The 15288-nt window shown below is 69.5% G+C and carries 18 protein-coding genes; 9 read left to right on the forward strand and 9 right to left on the reverse strand.

The genetic code is table 11. The features are described from left to right. The first annotated feature begins 44 nt into the window (after window positions 1-44). Together gloB and CBR61_RS11880 are read left to right on the forward strand one after the other, a co-directional pair. Window positions 45-800, forward strand: coding sequence for a hydroxyacylglutathione hydrolase (gene gloB / locus CBR61_RS11875; RefSeq protein ID WP_088914555.1), 756 nt, complete (start codon window positions 45-47; stop codon window positions 798-800). A gap of 4 nt (window positions 801-804) precedes the next feature. Further along, on the forward strand, window positions 805-1782 hold the full coding sequence (locus tag CBR61_RS11880; protein WP_088914556.1) for an NADPH:quinone oxidoreductase family protein: 978 nt from the start codon (window positions 805-807) through the stop codon (window positions 1780-1782). Here the strand turns inward: CBR61_RS11880 and CBR61_RS11885 are convergent. From CBR61_RS11885 to CBR61_RS11925, 9 genes are all read right to left on the reverse strand, one after another. After that, a complete protein-coding gene (locus CBR61_RS11885; RefSeq protein WP_088914557.1) occupies window positions 1770-2378 on the reverse strand; it encodes a flavodoxin family protein in 609 nt (202 codons plus the stop codon). The genes CBR61_RS11880 and CBR61_RS11885 overlap by 13 nt on opposite strands. Window positions 2379-2534: 156 nt before the next feature. Beyond that, complete coding sequence (locus CBR61_RS11890) at window positions 2535-3065, reverse strand: hypothetical protein (RefSeq protein WP_088914558.1); 531 nt, start codon at window positions 3063-3065, stop codon at window positions 2535-2537. Beyond that, on the reverse strand, window positions 3058-3552 hold the full coding sequence (locus CBR61_RS11895; RefSeq protein WP_088914559.1) for an ATPase: 495 nt from the start codon (window positions 3550-3552) through the stop codon (window positions 3058-3060). The genes CBR61_RS11890 and CBR61_RS11895 overlap by 8 nt, the downstream gene beginning before the upstream one ends. A gap of 86 nt (window positions 3553-3638) precedes the next feature. Next, window positions 3639-3863: a F0F1 ATP synthase subunit C gene (locus CBR61_RS11900; RefSeq protein ID WP_054118254.1), complete on the reverse strand. Its 225-nt coding sequence runs from the start codon at window positions 3861-3863 to the stop codon at window positions 3639-3641. A gap of 64 nt (window positions 3864-3927) precedes the next feature. Then, a complete protein-coding gene (locus tag CBR61_RS11905) occupies window positions 3928-4689 on the reverse strand; it encodes a F0F1 ATP synthase subunit A (protein ID WP_088915600.1) in 762 nt (253 codons plus the stop codon). 102 nt (window positions 4690-4791) lie between these two features. Beyond that, window positions 4792-5139: an AtpZ/AtpI family protein gene (locus CBR61_RS11910; RefSeq protein WP_088914560.1), complete on the reverse strand. Its 348-nt coding sequence runs from the start codon at window positions 5137-5139 to the stop codon at window positions 4792-4794. Between the two features lie 129 nt (window positions 5140-5268). Next, window positions 5269-5649 (reverse strand): YdbL family protein, encoded by a 381-nt coding sequence (locus CBR61_RS11915; RefSeq protein ID WP_088914561.1) that lies wholly within the window; start codon window positions 5647-5649, stop codon window positions 5269-5271. A 23-nt stretch (window positions 5650-5672) separates the two neighbouring features. After that, window positions 5673-5951, reverse strand: coding sequence for a YnbE family lipoprotein (locus CBR61_RS11920; protein WP_233996722.1), 279 nt, complete (start codon window positions 5949-5951; stop codon window positions 5673-5675). Next, on the reverse strand, window positions 5948-9121 hold the full coding sequence (locus tag CBR61_RS11925) for an intermembrane phospholipid transport protein YdbH family protein (protein ID WP_088914562.1): 3174 nt from the start codon (window positions 9119-9121) through the stop codon (window positions 5948-5950). Before CBR61_RS11925 ends, CBR61_RS11920 begins: the two co-directional genes overlap by 4 nt. 75 nt (window positions 9122-9196) lie before the next feature. Between CBR61_RS11925 and radC the strand changes: the two genes are divergently transcribed. From radC to CBR61_RS11960, 7 genes are all read left to right on the forward strand, one after another. Beyond that, the gene (gene radC, locus CBR61_RS11930) at window positions 9197-9931 is read left to right on the forward strand and encodes a RadC family protein (RefSeq protein WP_088914563.1); all 735 of its coding nucleotides are present in this window, start codon (window positions 9197-9199) and stop codon (window positions 9929-9931) included. A gap of 2 nt (window positions 9932-9933) precedes the next feature. Further along, the gene (locus tag CBR61_RS11935) at window positions 9934-11874 is read left to right on the forward strand and encodes an acyltransferase family protein (RefSeq protein ID WP_088914564.1); all 1941 of its coding nucleotides are present in this window, start codon (window positions 9934-9936) and stop codon (window positions 11872-11874) included. 50 nt (window positions 11875-11924) lie between these two features. After that, window positions 11925-13235, forward strand: coding sequence for an adenylosuccinate lyase (purB, locus tag CBR61_RS11940; RefSeq protein WP_088914565.1), 1311 nt, complete (start codon window positions 11925-11927; stop codon window positions 13233-13235). Between the two features lie 76 nt (window positions 13236-13311). Continuing rightward, window positions 13312-13707 carry a DUF1049 domain-containing protein gene (locus CBR61_RS11945; protein ID WP_088914566.1) on the forward strand — a complete coding sequence of 132 codons (396 nt, stop codon included), beginning with the start codon at window positions 13312-13314 and terminating at the stop codon, window positions 13705-13707. Continuing rightward, window positions 13704-14378, forward strand: coding sequence for an orotidine-5'-phosphate decarboxylase (pyrF, locus tag CBR61_RS11950; RefSeq protein WP_088914567.1), 675 nt, complete (start codon window positions 13704-13706; stop codon window positions 14376-14378). Before CBR61_RS11945 ends, pyrF begins: the two co-directional genes overlap by 4 nt. 11 nt (window positions 14379-14389) lie before the next feature. Beyond that, the gene (locus CBR61_RS11955) at window positions 14390-14752 is read left to right on the forward strand and encodes a bleomycin resistance protein (RefSeq protein WP_088914568.1); all 363 of its coding nucleotides are present in this window, start codon (window positions 14390-14392) and stop codon (window positions 14750-14752) included. A gap of 2 nt (window positions 14753-14754) precedes the next feature. Further along, window positions 14755-15288 carry a GNAT family N-acetyltransferase gene (locus tag CBR61_RS11960; RefSeq protein WP_088914569.1) on the forward strand — a complete coding sequence of 178 codons (534 nt, stop codon included), beginning with the start codon at window positions 14755-14757 and terminating at the stop codon, window positions 15286-15288.

Below are 15288 nucleotides of genomic sequence, written 5' to 3' on the forward strand. Positions count from 1 at the left end.
GCGGGCCTTTTCACGCGCCCACAACGCGCGTAAGACCCCCGCCCATGATCCACGTTCACCAGTTCCCCTGCCTCAGCGACAACTACGGCTATCTCGTCCACGACACCGAGAGCCACGAGACGGTGGCCATCGATACGCCCGACGCCAAGCAGTACCTGCTCGAGGCTGACATGAAGGGCTGGAAGATCACCCAGATCTGGAACACCCACTGGCACCCCGATCATGCCGGGGGCAACGCGCATATCCAGGAAGAGACCGGCTGCACCATCCTCGGCCCGGCCGAGGTTTCCGGCAAGTTCCCGCTCGACCGGACGGTGACGCATGGCGAGACCGTGATGATCGGCGGTGTCGAAGCGCACGTGATCGACGTCTCGGGCCACACCAACGGACACATCGCCTTCCACTTGCCCGAGGCCGGGATCGCCTTCGTCGGCGATTCGGTCTTTGCGCTCGGCTGCGGGCGGATGTTCGAGGGAGAGCCCGGGCAGTTCTGGGACAGCCTGTCACGCATCAAGGCTCTGCCCCCCGAAACCCTGCTCTACTGCGCGCACGAATACACCGCGTCGAACGCGAAGTTCGCGGCCCATGCCGATCCCGGCAATGTCGCGCTGCAGGACTATATCGACGAGATCACCGCCAAGCGCGCCAAGGACGAACCCACCGTTCCCACCACGCTGCGCCGGGAGCTTGCCACCAACCCCTTCCTGCGCGCCGACGATCCCGACATGATGGCGCGCTGGGGCGGCAGCACCCCGGCCGAGACCTTCGCGGCGCTGCGCGCGGCCAAGGACAACTTCTAGCCTCATGCAGGCCCTCAGGGTCGAGCGGCTCTCGTCCGATCTCTCGGGCGTGACCCTGACAGACGTGCCCACGCCGGAGCGCCGCGCGGGTGAGGTCCGGGTGGCCGTGCGCGCCGCTTCGCTCAACTACCCCGACCTGCTGATGACCCGCGGCGAATACCAGTTCAGGCCCGAGGTGCCCTTCACCAGCGGCCTCGAATTCGCCGGCGAGGTGCTGGAGGCCGACCCGGGCAGCGACTTCGCGCCCGGCGACAGGGTCATGGGCGGCAACAAGACCGGCGCCTTTGCCGCGCAGGCCTGCGTCCCCGCCGAGAGGCTCTCGCCCATGCCCGCGGGGCTCGACTTTCCTGCCGCCGCCGCGATGGGTGCGGCCTATTCCACGGCCTTCACTGGTCTGGTCGAGCTGGCCGACCTCAGTGAGGGCCAGTGGGTGCTGGTCCACGGCGCTAGCGGCGGGGTGGGCCTTGCCGCCTGCGACCTCGCGCGGGCGCTCGGCGCGCGGGTGATCGCCACCACCGGATCGCCCGACAAGGCGGAGCGCATCGCCGCCCTCGCCCGCCCCGAGGCCGTGATCGCCGCCGAGGGGCGCTTCCGCGAACAGGTCGCCGACCTGACGGGCGGCCACCTCGCGGACATCGTCTTCGACCCGGTCGGCGGCGACGTGTTCGACGAGTCGACCCGCTGCGTGGCTTTCGGCGGCAAGCTGGTGGTGGTCGGCTTCACGAGCGGGCGGATCGCCGACATCTCCACCAACATCCCGCTGATCAAGGGCTTCAGCATCGTCGGACTGCGCGCGGGCGAATACGCACGCCGCTTCCCCGAGCAAGGACGCGCCATCAACCGTGCGATTGCGAAGCTTGCCGAAGCGGGCGCAATCACCCCCGCGATCGACCGCATCCTGCCGCTGTCGCGCTGGCGCGAGGGCTTCGACGCGATGGCGCGGCGCGAACTGGTGGGCAAGGTGGTGTTTCAGCCCGGATAGGGCGCATCCTTGAGCAGCCGCGCGAGGTGCGCGGCATTGCCGGCGACCATCGCGGCGGTCTTGGCGACCTTCTCAGGCACCTCGTCCAGATCCTTGAAGTCGGTGCTCCCCATCGCCTCGCCCACCCAGTAGCACGCTGCCACGGCGGGTATGGTCCAGCCCAGGTCGTTCAAGGACTGGAAGAGCTGCGAGGAGGCCCAGTGCGCCCCGTCCTCGTTCCCCACGATCGCCGCCACCGCGACCTTGCCGTAGCTCGGCATACGGCCCTGGTCGTCGGTCTCGGAAAGGAAGGCGTCCATCCGCTCGAGCACCCGCTTGGCGACGGACGACGCCTGCCCGAGCCAGATCGGGGTGCCGAACACGAGGACGTCGGCGGCGAGAATCTGCTTGCGGATCGTGGGCCAATCGTCGCCCTCGCCCTCGTCCGACGTCACCCCCGGCCTGACGTTGTGGTCGGCAATGCGGATCGGCTTACCGAGCGTCACGTCATGCTTCTCGAAGGCCTCGCGCAGCACGGCGATCATCGCGTCCGTCGAACTTTCGCGGGCGTCCGATGCGGCAAGCGAGCAATTGATGGCGCAGGCGGTGAGCGGCATGGGGCGGGTCTCCTTCGCAAAGGAAGAAGAAGCTGCTTCCCGGCGCCTTTGTTTCGCCGGGACCGCCTGCCCGCCCCGCCGGCGCGGCAGGCCGTGCGCCACGAAAAAAGGGCGGCCCCGCAGGACCGCCCTTCGATGTTACTTCGAACGCGCCGCTCAGAGCGAGGCGATCACCTCGTCGGCGAGCCGCTTGTCGGCGGCACCATCATGCGCACGCGCGATCAGGACCTTCGAGGCCGCGGCGGCGGCGGTCACGGCCTTGGCCTTGACCTCGGCAACCGCAGCGCGCTCAGCGGCGGCGATCTTGTCTTCGGCCATGCGCTGGCGACGGGCGACCATCACCTCGCTGTCGGCTTCGGCCTTGGCGAGGATCGCGTCGGCTTCCTCGCGCGCGCCTGCCAGCATCGCCTCGGCGTCCTTCTCGGCCGATGCGATCTTGGCGGCGTATTCGGCGCGCAGGGCCTCGGCCTCGGCGCGCAGGGTCTTGGCTTCATCGAGCGCGGCACGGATCGCGGCGATCTTGGAATCGAGCCCGCCGGTGATGAGGCCGGGGACCTTCTTCCACAGGAAGACGCCGATCAGCACGGTCATCGCGAGGGCGACCCACTGGTACGAATCGAGGCCCAGCACCCCCGGTTCGGCGTGACCTTCGGCCCCGCTGGCGAGCAGCATCAGAATGTCAGCCATGCGCCATCACCTCCTTGACCGCAGCCTCGGCGGCGGCGGGTTCGACTTCGGCGCCAGCAACACGGGCGACGATGTCGCGTGCGGCTTCGGCGGCGACGCCCTCGATCTCGGCCATCGCGCTGCTGCGCGCGGCTTCGATCGCGGCCTCGGCTTCGGCAAGGCGGGCATCGAGCCGGCCCTGCGCCTCGGCAAGCTTGGCTGCACTGGCAGCGGCTGCCTTGGCCTTGGCCGCGCCGATCAGCTCCTGCGCCGCGGCACGGTTGGCATTCTCGCGCGAGCGCCAGGCCGCTTCCTCGGTATCGGCAGCGTCACGCGCCGCCTGCGCCGCGGCGAGATCGCCGGCGATCTGGTTGTCCCGCAGCTCCACCGTGCCGAGGATCTTGGGAACCATCCCGAGACCGACGACCACGAAGGTGAGGCCGAAGAACAGCAGCAGCCAGAACACCTGGCTCGACAGCGTCTCGGCGATTTGTTCAATCTGAGGCATGGTCCGCCCTTGTTACCGGCAGTTCGCGAGAAGGGCGCCGGCACGCAGGCGAGGCATGGCCCCGCCCGCGTCCGGCGCGCCCGATCTTAGCGGAAGATCAGCAGAACGGCGATAACGAAGGCGAGCAGGCCGAGAAGTTCGGCGGCCGCGAAGCCGATGAACAGGCGGCCCTGCTGGCCGTCGGCGGCACCCGGGTTGCGCAGCGCGCCTTCGAGGAACGAGGCGAAGACGTTGCCCACGCCGAGCGCGGCGAGGCCGGCGCCGATAGCGGCGAGACCGGCACCGAGGAGAGCTGCAGCAGTTGCGTCCATGATATCAAACTCCTTGAGTAAAATCTGTGTGATGGTGAGGGTTTCTAAGAGAGCCCGCGGGCTCTCAGTGAAGGTTTTCCGCGTCGTTGATGTAGAGCGAGGTCAGCAGCGCGAAGACATAGGCCTGGATCCCCGCGACGAGGATTTCGAGCGCGCTGATCGCGACCATCAGGACGAAGCTCGGGACGCCAACCAGCACGCCGGTGCCGATCCCGCCGCTGCCGCCGGCGATCACGAAGCTCGCCAGCACCTTGAGCAGGACGTGGCCGGCCATCATCGCGACGAACAGACGCAGCGCGAGGCTGAAGGGGCGGACCATGAAGGACACGAGCTCGATCAGGCTGATCGGCAGCGCGAGGAACGCGGGCGTGTTCGCGGGCCAGAACAGCGAGAAGAAGTGCAGGCCGTGCTTCCAGAAGCCGACGATCAGCACGATCGAGAAGCTCATGATCGCCAGCACGCCGGTCGCGGTGAAGTGGCTCGTGAAGGTGAAGGCGTGCACCCCCGGGATCAGACCGAGCGGCACCAGGCCGAGCAGGTTCCCGAACAGGATGAACATGAAGAGCGTGAAGATGTAGGGCACGTACTTGCGCCCGGCCTGGCCGACATTGGCCTCGAGCAGATCGTCGATGAAGCCGGTCATCGTCTCGACCGCCATCTGCCAGCGGCCCGGCACCAGCTCGCGCTTCATGCCGCCAGCGACGAACACCCAGACGAGGATGGCGGTCACGGCCATCCACAGCGCGGAATTGGTGAACGCGATGTTGATCCCGTCGGCCAGTTGCCAATCGGACCCCAGCAGGGGTTCGATGGTGAACTGCTTCATCGGATCGACCTTGCCTTCTTCGGCTGCCACGATCGAAAGATCCCCAAATGTTTCACATGAAACACGCCCCTTGAACGGGGTCTGGAGGGGATCCGGAGGGGTCTATCCCTCGTCGTCCCGGCTCTGGACCTCATCTGCGGGGCGCGTGTTCGCGCTCAGGATAATGCTTCTGAAAGCCGAGGCCGTTCCGAGGAACAGCCCGCCTAACAGACCCCAGGGCGCGATTCCCAGCAATGCGTCCAGCGCAGAGCCGATCACCAGGCCGCCGATGATCCCGCCCAGGAGACTGGCCAAGGCGCGGTTGCCGCTGCGGTAATTCGCATCGACACCCTTCACCTGTGGCCGGTTGCGCTGCTCTTCGCGCTCGCGTGCGGCCCTGAGCCGCGCTTCGAGCGCGTCGATCCGCGCATCCTCGTGAATGGGTTCTCGGGCGGGTTTCTCGTCGCTCATGCCTTGATCTCCCAAGAGCAAGACCAGCACACGCGCAACCAGGTGCCCGCCGAGGGCGCCGACCCCTTAGAAGGGGGGCACATATGTGTCAACATCGCCCAAGGGCCAGATTGTGCAGGTGCGAAAAAATCAGGGACAGCGCGGATCGCGCAGCGGCGCGGCGGCGGTGCGGGTCTGCCACGAGCCGTCGGGGCCCATGTATTTCTCGCCCGGCTTGGTCGCGGCGATCGCAAGGCAGCCGGAGGTGAAGGCATAGGCTTCGGGCGTCGCCTTGTTCTCCAGCGCCTTCTCGGCATAGACAGCCTTGCGCTTGATGTTGATGTCGTTGACCAGCCGTTGCAGCGCCGGATCGGCATCGCCGACGATCCCGAGATAGCCGTCGGGCTTCTCGCCGACCTTGCCCGCCTCGCGCGCGGCGGCATAGGCGGGATCGCGCTGGGCGAGCGCGGGCCCGGCCACGAGGCCGAGCGCGGCCGTGGCGGCGATCCCGGCGAGAATGGCACTGCGCATCGTGTTTCCTCCTTGTCGCGGCATCAGAAGATGTCCGCGTTTTCCTCGATCGTGTTCTTCGCATCCTCCGCCAGGCGAAGGATCACTTCCTGCCGGATGTTGACGTTGAGCTCGATCACGATCGGCTTGTCCGGGGCGGCGATGTTGATGCAGCCCGCGAGCATTGCCGAAAGGACCAGGCCCGCACCCGCCAACGCCCGGCGCCGGTTGCTGCCTGTCCGCTCCATGGTGCCTGCCCGTGCCCCCTTCATGCCCGGAGGTGTGGCAGCGCGCCGCGGCGCGGTCAATTCGTGGTGCATCATGGCTGGCTTTCGCTTTCGGGAGGTTGAACGGGATCGCGGGGCACGAGCCGCCCGCTCTCGACGCGGTAGCGTTCCTCGAGATTGCCGAGATAGCCGACATCCCAGAACGACCGCACCATGGTGGCGAGCTCGTAGAAATTCTCCGACCGGACATTGACCCGGAACCGGATCGGAAGCTCGGCGAGGCGGCGGGTGATGAAGTTGCGGCTCGTACCCGCCCCCTGCCGCACCCCGTCGAAATTGAAGCTGGTGACGATCTCGCCCGCAAGGTCGCCGCCGAGGCCGACGCTCATCTGGCGGTAATCGAGCGAGCGCAGGGCCGAGAAGGCATAGTTGCCCATCGTGCCGAGGTCCTCGTAGGTGAGCTCGCCGACATAGGCGACATTGCCCCCGCCCTCGCGGGCGATCAGCATCCCGCCCTCGATCCGGCCATTGCCCTGGACATCGAAGACGATCGGCACCGTCCCGTCGAAGATGCCGGTGGCCGAGAGATTGGTGAGCTCCATCTGCGCGACGAACTGCGCGGCATCGAGGCCGACCACCTCGAAGACGTAGCGGCGCTCCTCGGACTTGCCGAAATCCATCTCCAGCGGGCGCAGCAGCAGTGTGCCACCCATCAAGGGGAAGCGCGCATCCTCGACGCTGAGCACCGTGCCGTCGCGCAGCTCGAACTGGAGCGTGCCGGCTAGCACCTCGACCCCGGGGTTGATCGCGGCGACGGTAAGGCGCTGGTCGGGCGCGGTGGTGAGATTGACGAGGTCGGTGAAGACGACCTTGCCGGCAAGGCCCCGCACCGGCCCGAAGGCGGCAGCGAAGTCGAACCCGTCGCTGGCGAAGATGCCCGAACTGGTGATGTCGCCGCCCCGCCAGTCGATCCGGCCGTTGCCGGTGACCGTCCCCTCGGCCAGCGCGATCACGCCCTTGGCGAGATAGGACAGGTCCTCGGGCTGGAGCGCCGCGTCGAAGGCAATGCCGGGCACGGTGAAGCGCGCCCCGCCTGCGGCCGTGTCGAGATCGTGGGTCACTGCGACATCGGCGATCGCGCGCTGCGATGCGGGATGTCGCAGACGGGCATCGGCGGTGATGCGATTGTCGGCGAGCGTCAGGCCCGCGCCTTCCGCCACGAGCGGGGCGAAGCGCGCAGGGGCGCCCGCCTCCGGCCGGTCCAACAGAGTGAAGGCCCCGCCGGTCACCTTGAAAGCGCCCTCGGCGAAAGCCCAGCGCCCGCCCACCGCGTCGAGATCGAAGGGCACCGCCGCGAGCCGCGCCGTGCCGCCCGCGAAGGTCCCGGCAGTCTCGCCCGTCAAGCTGCCCTCAAGGCTGGCAGCGGCAAGGTTCACCGCGTTTTCGCCGCTGCCGATGCTGGCGGCGAGGTTCTCGATGCGGAACGCCCCGGGATAGCGCAGAACCGCGCCCCCCGCCGCAAGGCTTGCGGGGCTTTCGCCCATGGTGCCTTCGAGCCGCAGTGCGCCGGTGCGGGCAGCGAGCTTGAGGCCGTCCCGCCAGGCGAGTATGGGTCCGCCGCGCTCGGGACACAGGGTGATCGCCTGCCCCTCGAGCGCAAGGCCCGAAAGCGCGAGGCTGGCAAAGCGCAGCGGCGTGCAGCGCGTGCCCAGCGCGAGGCCCGCGCCCTGCGACCACGAGCCCTCGAGCGGAAGGGAAAGGTCCTCCACCCCGCCTCCCGGCAGGTCGCCGCTCGCGGTCAACAGGCCGTCGAAGCGCACCGCCCCATTGGCCGCGGCGCGCAGGGTCAGGCTCGGGATCGCGAGGCGGTTGGCGCCCGCCGCATAGTCGGCCATCGCGAGGCGCATGGTCCAGCCGCCGTCCGGCGCTTGCGCGATGCGCGCGTTGATGTCGGGCAGACCCGCGCCGCCGGCGAGCAGGTTGCCGCTGAGGCCGGTGAGCCCGCCCTCGCCCAGCCCCGCGCTCGCCCGCGAGAGCGCCAGCACGCGCGTGCCGCGGCGGGTGGCGAGGCTCGCCTCGGGGATGACCAGCGATGTCTCGGCGCCCCTGTGGCGCAGGGTCGCGTCGACGGCGATGCTCGCTCCGGCAAGACCTGCCTCGAGGCTGGCGCGGACCTTATCGAGCAATGGCGAAGCGAGCGTGCCCTCGGCCCCGCGCGCGGCTTCGGCGAGGCTGGAGGTGAGGCCGGGCGCGGGCGCAAGGCCGGCGGCGCGCAGCGATCCCTCCCACTGGCCGCTCGCCCCGTCCGCCGTGCCGCGCCATGCCCCTTCGGCCGAAAGGCGCGCCAGGCGTCCCTGCGGGGCGGCGATGCCGACGAGCGAAAGGTCATGGGCAAGCGCGACGCGGCCTTCCGACCAGCCCAGCCGCGCCGTCCCTGACAGGCCCTCGCCCGACAGGTCGCCATAGGCCCCGCCCGAGCCCCGGATCGCGAAATCGGCTTCGGCCGCGGCGAAATCGGGCCTGAGGCTGGCCCTGGTGCCGATATCCGCCCGGGCGAGGCGCGCGTCGGCGCATTCCAGCCCGGCAAGGCGCAGCGGGCCGTCGATGGTGGGCGCACCGCCGTTTGTGGTGAGCTTGCCATAAAGCGTCGCCCCGGCGGCGCGGCAGCCCTCGGTGCCGATTCCCGGAGCAGTCGCGGCGAGGATGCCGGCGAATCCGTCATCGAGCCGCCCCGCGCCTTCGAGCTTCACCCCGATCCGACCGTAATCGCTCTCCACCAGCGCGCGGGCATCGCGCAGGGCAAGGTCGATCGCCGGCAGGCGCGGCGGGGCATCGCTCTCGGTGAACACCAACGGATCGAGCGCCCCGAGGCTGACACGCCCGCCGCGGAGGCTGGCATAGAGCCGCGCGCCCTCGACCCACACGGCGCGCACCTCCGGCCCCTGCCAGCCCGCGCCGAGCGTGACCACCATGCGCCTCACCGTCAGATCGGGCCGCGCGGGATCGCCGATGACGAGGTTGGCGATCACCTGTTCGCGCGGGGTGAGGCTGATGATGTCGTAGGTGGCCGGAACGCCGTTGTCGGCAAGATAGCCGTCGATCGCATCGGCGGCGATTCGCTCTCGCGCGAGCCACGCGGTGCTCCCGGCGGCGAGCGCCACCACCGCCACGCCCGCGGCGATGCGCCTCGGCCAGCGGCGCGACCGGGCCTGCCCCGCCTCGCCGCCCTCGGGCCCCTCGATCTGCTGCGCGTCCGCTCCCGGCATCGTCTCCAACCCTTGCGCGCTTCATCGTCCAAAGGCAATGAAGCGCGAGACGCAACGCTTGTCCGGGGGGTCGCATTGCCGGAAGCTGAAGAGGGGTTCGATTTTCTCGACGGGCCCGTGCCCGACTGGGACGCGGGCAAGGCCGCCGGGGACGGGCACCGCGCGCGGCTGCGCCAGCGCCTGCTGACCGGCGGCGCGGAGGCGCTCGCCGATTACGAGGTGCTCGAATATCTCCTCTTCGCGGCCATTCCGCGCGGTAACACCAAGCCGATCGCGAAGGCGTTGCTGGCGCAGTACGGGAGCCTCGCCGGCGTGCTCAACGCCGATCCCAAGGCCTTGCAGCGCGTAAAGGGCGTGGGCGAGAATTCCGCCGCCGCACTGAAGGCTGTCGCCACCGCCGCCCGGCGCATGGCCCGCGGGGAGATCATGGGCAAGCCGGTGCTGGGCAGCTGGCAGGCGCTGATCGACTACCTCACCACCGACATGGCGCACCTGACGGTCGAGCGCGTACGGGTGCTCTATCTCGACACCAAGAACCGCCTGATCGAGGATCATCACGTGGGCGACGGCAGCATCGACGAGGCGGCGATCCACCCGCGCGAGGTGATCCGGCGCGCGATGGACGTGGGCGCCTCTGCCATGATCCTCGTCCACAACCACCCCTCCGGCTCGCCCGAACCCAGCCGCGCCGACATCCAGATCACCCAGCGGATCGCCGAGGCCGGGCGGCACATGGGGGTGACCGTCCACGATCACGTGATCATCGGGCGCGAGGGGCACATCAGCCTCAGGGCCAAGGGCCTGATCTGACGATGCACCCCCTGCCGAAGGAGGCGCGCGCGGAGGCACCCGCCTCCGCCCCTCACCGCCCCGAGATCGACGGACTGCGCGCCGTCGCCATCGCCGCGGTGGTCGTCCATCACGCCTTTCCCGAGGTTCTGCCCGGCGGCTTTGCCGGGGTCGATGTGTTCTTCGTGATCAGCGGCTACCTCATCACCGCGATCATCGCGGGCGAGCTGGCCGCGGGTCGCTTTTCGGTCTGGGCCTTCTGGCAGCGTCGCATCCGCCGGATCGTGCCTGCCCTTGCGGCCATGCTGGCGGTGACGGGTCTGGTGGCCTGGGCGGTGATGACGCCGCTCGACTTCTACCAGTTCGCCAAGGCGCTGGCGGCGGCGGCGCTGTTCGGATCGAACCTGCTGTTCGCCCGCGATGTCGGCTATTTCGACAGCGCCGCCGGGGCCGAGCCGCTTATCCACACCTGGACCCTGGGCGTCGAGGAACAGTTCTACCTCGTCTTCCCGCTGCTGTTGATGGCGGTCTTCCGTTGGCGGCGGGGAGCGCTGGCAGCGGTCGTCACGGGGATCACGCTGGCGAGCTTCGCGCTGGCGCTGTGGCTCGCCCCGCCCTGGCCGCTCGGGGCCTTCTACCTCCTGCCGACGCGGATGTGGGAGCTCGGCCTCGGCGCGCTCTGCGCGCTCGCGCCGCCCGCACGGCAGCCACGTGCGGCGCTGGCGGCGGCGGGGCTGGCGCTGATCGCGGCGGGGCTCGTGCTGATCACCCCCGAAGCTTCCGCCCCCGGCGCATGGTTCTCCCTGCCGACACTCGGGACGGCGCTCGTCATCCGCCATGGCGCGGTCCCCGGCCCGGCGATGCGGGTGCTCGGCTTGCGGGCCCTGACCGGGCTCGGCCTCGTCTCCTTCGGCACCTATCTCTGGCACCAGCCGCTGCTGGCGCTGGGCGAATACCTGTGGCTGGGCGGCCTGCCCGTCTGGACGCGCGTCGTGCTGATCGCGGTCTCGGTCGGGCTCGGCGCGGCATCGTGGCGCTGGATCGAGCAGCCGGTGCGCGCGCGGCGCGCTCTGGCACGGCCCGGCGCGCTGGCGGCCGCGGCCTGCGCGGCGCTGGCCCTGCCGGCGCTGGCGGGTGCGGCAGGCTATGCCGGATGGCTGCTCCCCGCCAGCGGCCCCGAGGCGGCGCGGCTCGACGGGCTGAAGCCGCCCCTCGCCGACGAGAGGACGATTATCCCGCCGCGCGGCCCGCTCGGCTTCGTGCTCTACGGCGACAGTCATGCAAGCCAGTATTACGAGGCCTTCACCGAACGGTTCGGCCCGGGCGCGCTCATCAGCCAGTCGGGCTGCCTTGCGGCAGACGATCTGCGCAACAATCCGCCCTCGTGGATCTACACGGCCCAATGCGACGCCCTGCCCGGCAGGCTCGAGGCGCTGCTGCGCGAACGGGGCGTGCGCACGGTCATCTGGGCCCAGCGGTGGGAGCGCGATCTCTACGTCGCCGGATCGGAAACGTGGCTCGGATCGAGCACCGAGGAGGCGGGCGCTCGAACCCTTCTGGCCGCGATCAGGCGGTTCGCCGCGCGACTGCCCGAGGGCACGCGGATCATCCTCCTCGGCAATTCGCCGACCGCCTGGGCCGCCGGCGATCGGTTCGCCGACGGCTGGCTGCGTTGCCGCGCCGCATGGAACACCGATTGCCCGGCGAGCTACCCCGAGGCGCTGGCCGAGGGACGGGGGATCAGCGCGCGGCTGGCGCAGCTGGCCGCTGGCGACCCCCGCCTCGCCTATGTCGATCCCGCCCCCGCCCTGTGCAGGGAGGGGCGCTGCCTGTTCGTGCAGGACGGCACGCTCAATTACTGGGACGGCAGCCACATGACCCTGTCGGCGGCGCGGCGGGTGGCGGCGAGGATCGATCCCGCGCTGCTGGCGCCGGCGCCCATTCCCCCCGCGACCTTGCCTTGACCGCCGCCCTTCCCTAGGCGCGCGCCAACTGCCCTTTGCCGGAGTCGACGATGGTCCCCCGCTACGCCCGCCCTGCCATGACCGCCCTGTGGGAACCGGAGGCGAAATATCGCATCTGGTTCGAGATCGAGGCGCACGCGACCCAGAAGCTCGCCGATCTCGGCGTCGTGCCGCAATCGGCGGCGAAGGCGCTGTGGGACTGGTGGGCGACCGATCCGAAGATCGACGTGGAAGCCATCGACGCGATCGAGGCGGTGACGAAGCATGACGTGATCGCCTTCCTCGACTGGGTCGCGGAAGCGGTCGGCGAGGAAGCGCGCTTCATGCACCAGGGGATGACGAGCAGCGACGTGCTCGACACCACGCTCTCGGTGCAGCTTGCCCGAGCGAGCGACATCCTGCTCGCAGACATCGACGCCCTGCTCGCCGCGATCCGCACCCGCGCCGAGGAGCACAAGTACACGCCCACCATCGGCCGCAGCCACGGCATCCATGCCGAGCCCGTCACTTTCGGCCTGAAGCTCGCCGAGGCCTATGCCGAGTTCGCCCGCTGCCGCACCCGGCTGGTCGCGGCCCGCGCCGAGATCGCGACCTGCGCCATCTCGGGTGCGGTCGGGACCTTCGCCAATGTCGATCCGCAGGTCGAGGCCTATGTCGCCGAGCAGCTCGGCCTCGAAATCGAGCCGGTCTCGACGCAGGTCATCCCGCGCGATCGCCACGCGATGTTCTTCGCCACCCTCGGCGTGATCGCCAGTTCGATCGAGCGACTCGCCACCGAGATCCGCCACCTCCAGCGCACCGAGGTGCTCGAAGCCGAGGAGTATTTCTCCCCCGGCCAGAAGGGCTCCTCGGCCATGCCGCACAAGCGCAATCCGGTGCTGACCGAGAACCTCACCGGTCTCGCCCGCGTGGTGCGCTCCGCCGTCACCCCGGCGCTGGAGAATGTGGCGCTGTGGCACGAGCGCGACATCTCGCACTCCTCGGTCGAGCGCTACATCGGGCCGGACGCGACCATCACGCTCGATTTCGCGCTCGCGCGGCTGACCGGCGTGGTCGAGAAGCTGCTGGTCTATCCGGCGCGGATGGAGAAGAACATGAACCGCATGGGCGGCCTGATCCATTCGCAGCGGGTGCTGCTGGCGCTGACCCAGGCGGGCCTGACCCGCGACGAGAGCTACCGCCTCGTCCAGAGGAACGCGATGAAGGTGTGGGAATCGGACGGCGCGCTCTCGCTGCTCGACCTGCTCAAGGCCGATCCGGACGTCACCGCCGCGCTCACACCCGAGCAACTCGAGGAGAAGTTCGACCTCGGCTACCACTTCAAGCACGTCGACACGATCTTCGCCCGCGTTTTCGGGTGAGCCCGGCGATGCTGGACAAGGGAGCCGAATTGCTTAGGTTCGCGCAGGGCAACGGCCACCGGGAGAGGGACCGCTCGTGAAGATCCTGCGCACCATTGTCTGGGTTCTGGCGGCCCTCGGCTTCCTCATCTTCGCGATCTACAACTGGCAGCCGGTCGAGCTGAGGCTGTGGCAGAACCTCGTGCTGGAAACCAAGGTGCCGGTGCTGGCGCTGCTGGCCTTCGTCGCCGGGTTCCTGCCGATGTGGGCGGTGCACCGCAGCGTGACCTGGGGGCAGGCCCGCCGCATCCGCACGCTGGAGAACTCGCTCAAGAACACCGCGATGGCGCACCGCGCCGACACCACGGTGGCCGCGAATGCCGCCCACGCGGCGGACAGCCCTGTGGACAAGTCCGGCAAAAGCGCAGGAGAACAGTCGGATTTCTTCGCGCCGGCCGATAGTGGCGGGGGCGAAACAGGGGGCGGCGAATGAGCAATCCGGTCTATCTGGCGCTCGATGTGCCGCAGCTCGAACCGGCAAAGGCGCTGGTCGAGAAGGTCAAGGCCCATGTCGGCGGGGTCAAGCTCGGGCTCGAGTTCTTCTGCGCCCACGGCGCGCACGGAGTCCACGAGATCGCCCATTGCGGTCTGCCGATCTTCCTCGACCTGAAATTTCACGACATCCCCAACACGGTCGCATCGGCGATGCAGGCGATCCACGTCCATGAACCGGCGATCGTCACCGTCCACGCCAGCGGCGGGCGCGCGATGATGGAGGATGCCAAGGCAGCGGCGGCTGCGGGCACGAAGGTGGTCGCGGTGACGATGCTCACCAGCCTCGATGCGAGCGACCTCACTGCGACCGGCGTCTATGGCAGCGCCGAGACGCAGGTGATGCGCCTTGCCGAACTCGCCCATGCGGCGGGGTTGGACGGGATCGTGTGCTCCGGCCAGGAGGTCGGCATGGTGAAGAAGGCATGGCGCGACGGCTTCTTCGTCGTCCCCGGCCTCAGGCCCAGCGGCAATGGCACCGGCGACCAGAAGCGCGTCGTCACCCCGCGCCAGGCCCGCGACAACGGCGCGAGCGTGCTCGTCATCGGCCGCCCGATCAGCCGCGCCGAGGACCCGGCGGCGGCGGCGCGGGCGATCGAGGCGACGCTCTGACGCCCCGGTCGATGACCGACCGCGCCACCCCCAACCTGCCCGCGCGCGATTTCGCCGCGACGGCGGCGTTCTATGCCAGGCTCGGCTTCGAGGAGGACTACCGCTCGTCCGGATGGATGATCCTCTCGCGCGGCGAGGTGACGCTCGAATTCTTCCCCTACCCCGACCTCGATCCCTTCCAGTCGTCCTTCGGCTGCTGCATCCGGCTCGATGATCTCGCTGCGATCATGCGGCAGGTGGAAGCGAGCGGCGTGCCCGATGCGCGCCACGGCATCCCGCGCTATCACCCGGCCGCGCCCGACCCGAGCGGGCTCTCCATCGCCTACCTGATCGACCCGGACGGGACGCTGCTGCGCCTGATCCAGAACGATTGAGCATGTCCGACACACTCGCCATCACCACCGCCACACCCGCCGACGCGCCCGCGCTCAAGGCCTTGCTCGAGGCCGCCTATCGCGGCGATTCGGCACGTCAGGGGTGGAACCACGAGGCCGACATCCTCGACGATGAACGCATCGGGCGCGAAGAACTGGAAGCGATGCTCGCCGATCCGGCGGTGACGATCCTGACGGCGCGGGACGGCGGGGCGCTGATCGGCTGCGTCGCGGTGACGAGGAAGGACGAAAGCCTCGGCTATCTCGGGATGCTGTGCGTCTCGCCCACGCTGCAATCCTCCGGGCTCGGCCGGCGGCTGCTCGATGCGGCGGAGGACCACGGCCGTGCCCTCGGCCTTGCAACGATGGAGATGACGGTGATCGACAGCCGCGAAAGCCTGATCGCGTGGTATGTCCGGCGAGGCTACGCCTTCACCGGCGAGACCCGTCCCTTCCACGCCTTGCGCCCCGCTGATGCCGAAACCGGCCCGCAGATCACCTTCGTGGTGCTGGAAAAGCCGCTCTCGCCCGCGTAA

It is taken from the genome of Porphyrobacter sp. CACIAM 03H1, from assembly GCF_002215495.1.
Lineage (GTDB): Bacteria > Pseudomonadota > Alphaproteobacteria > Sphingomonadales > Sphingomonadaceae > Erythrobacter.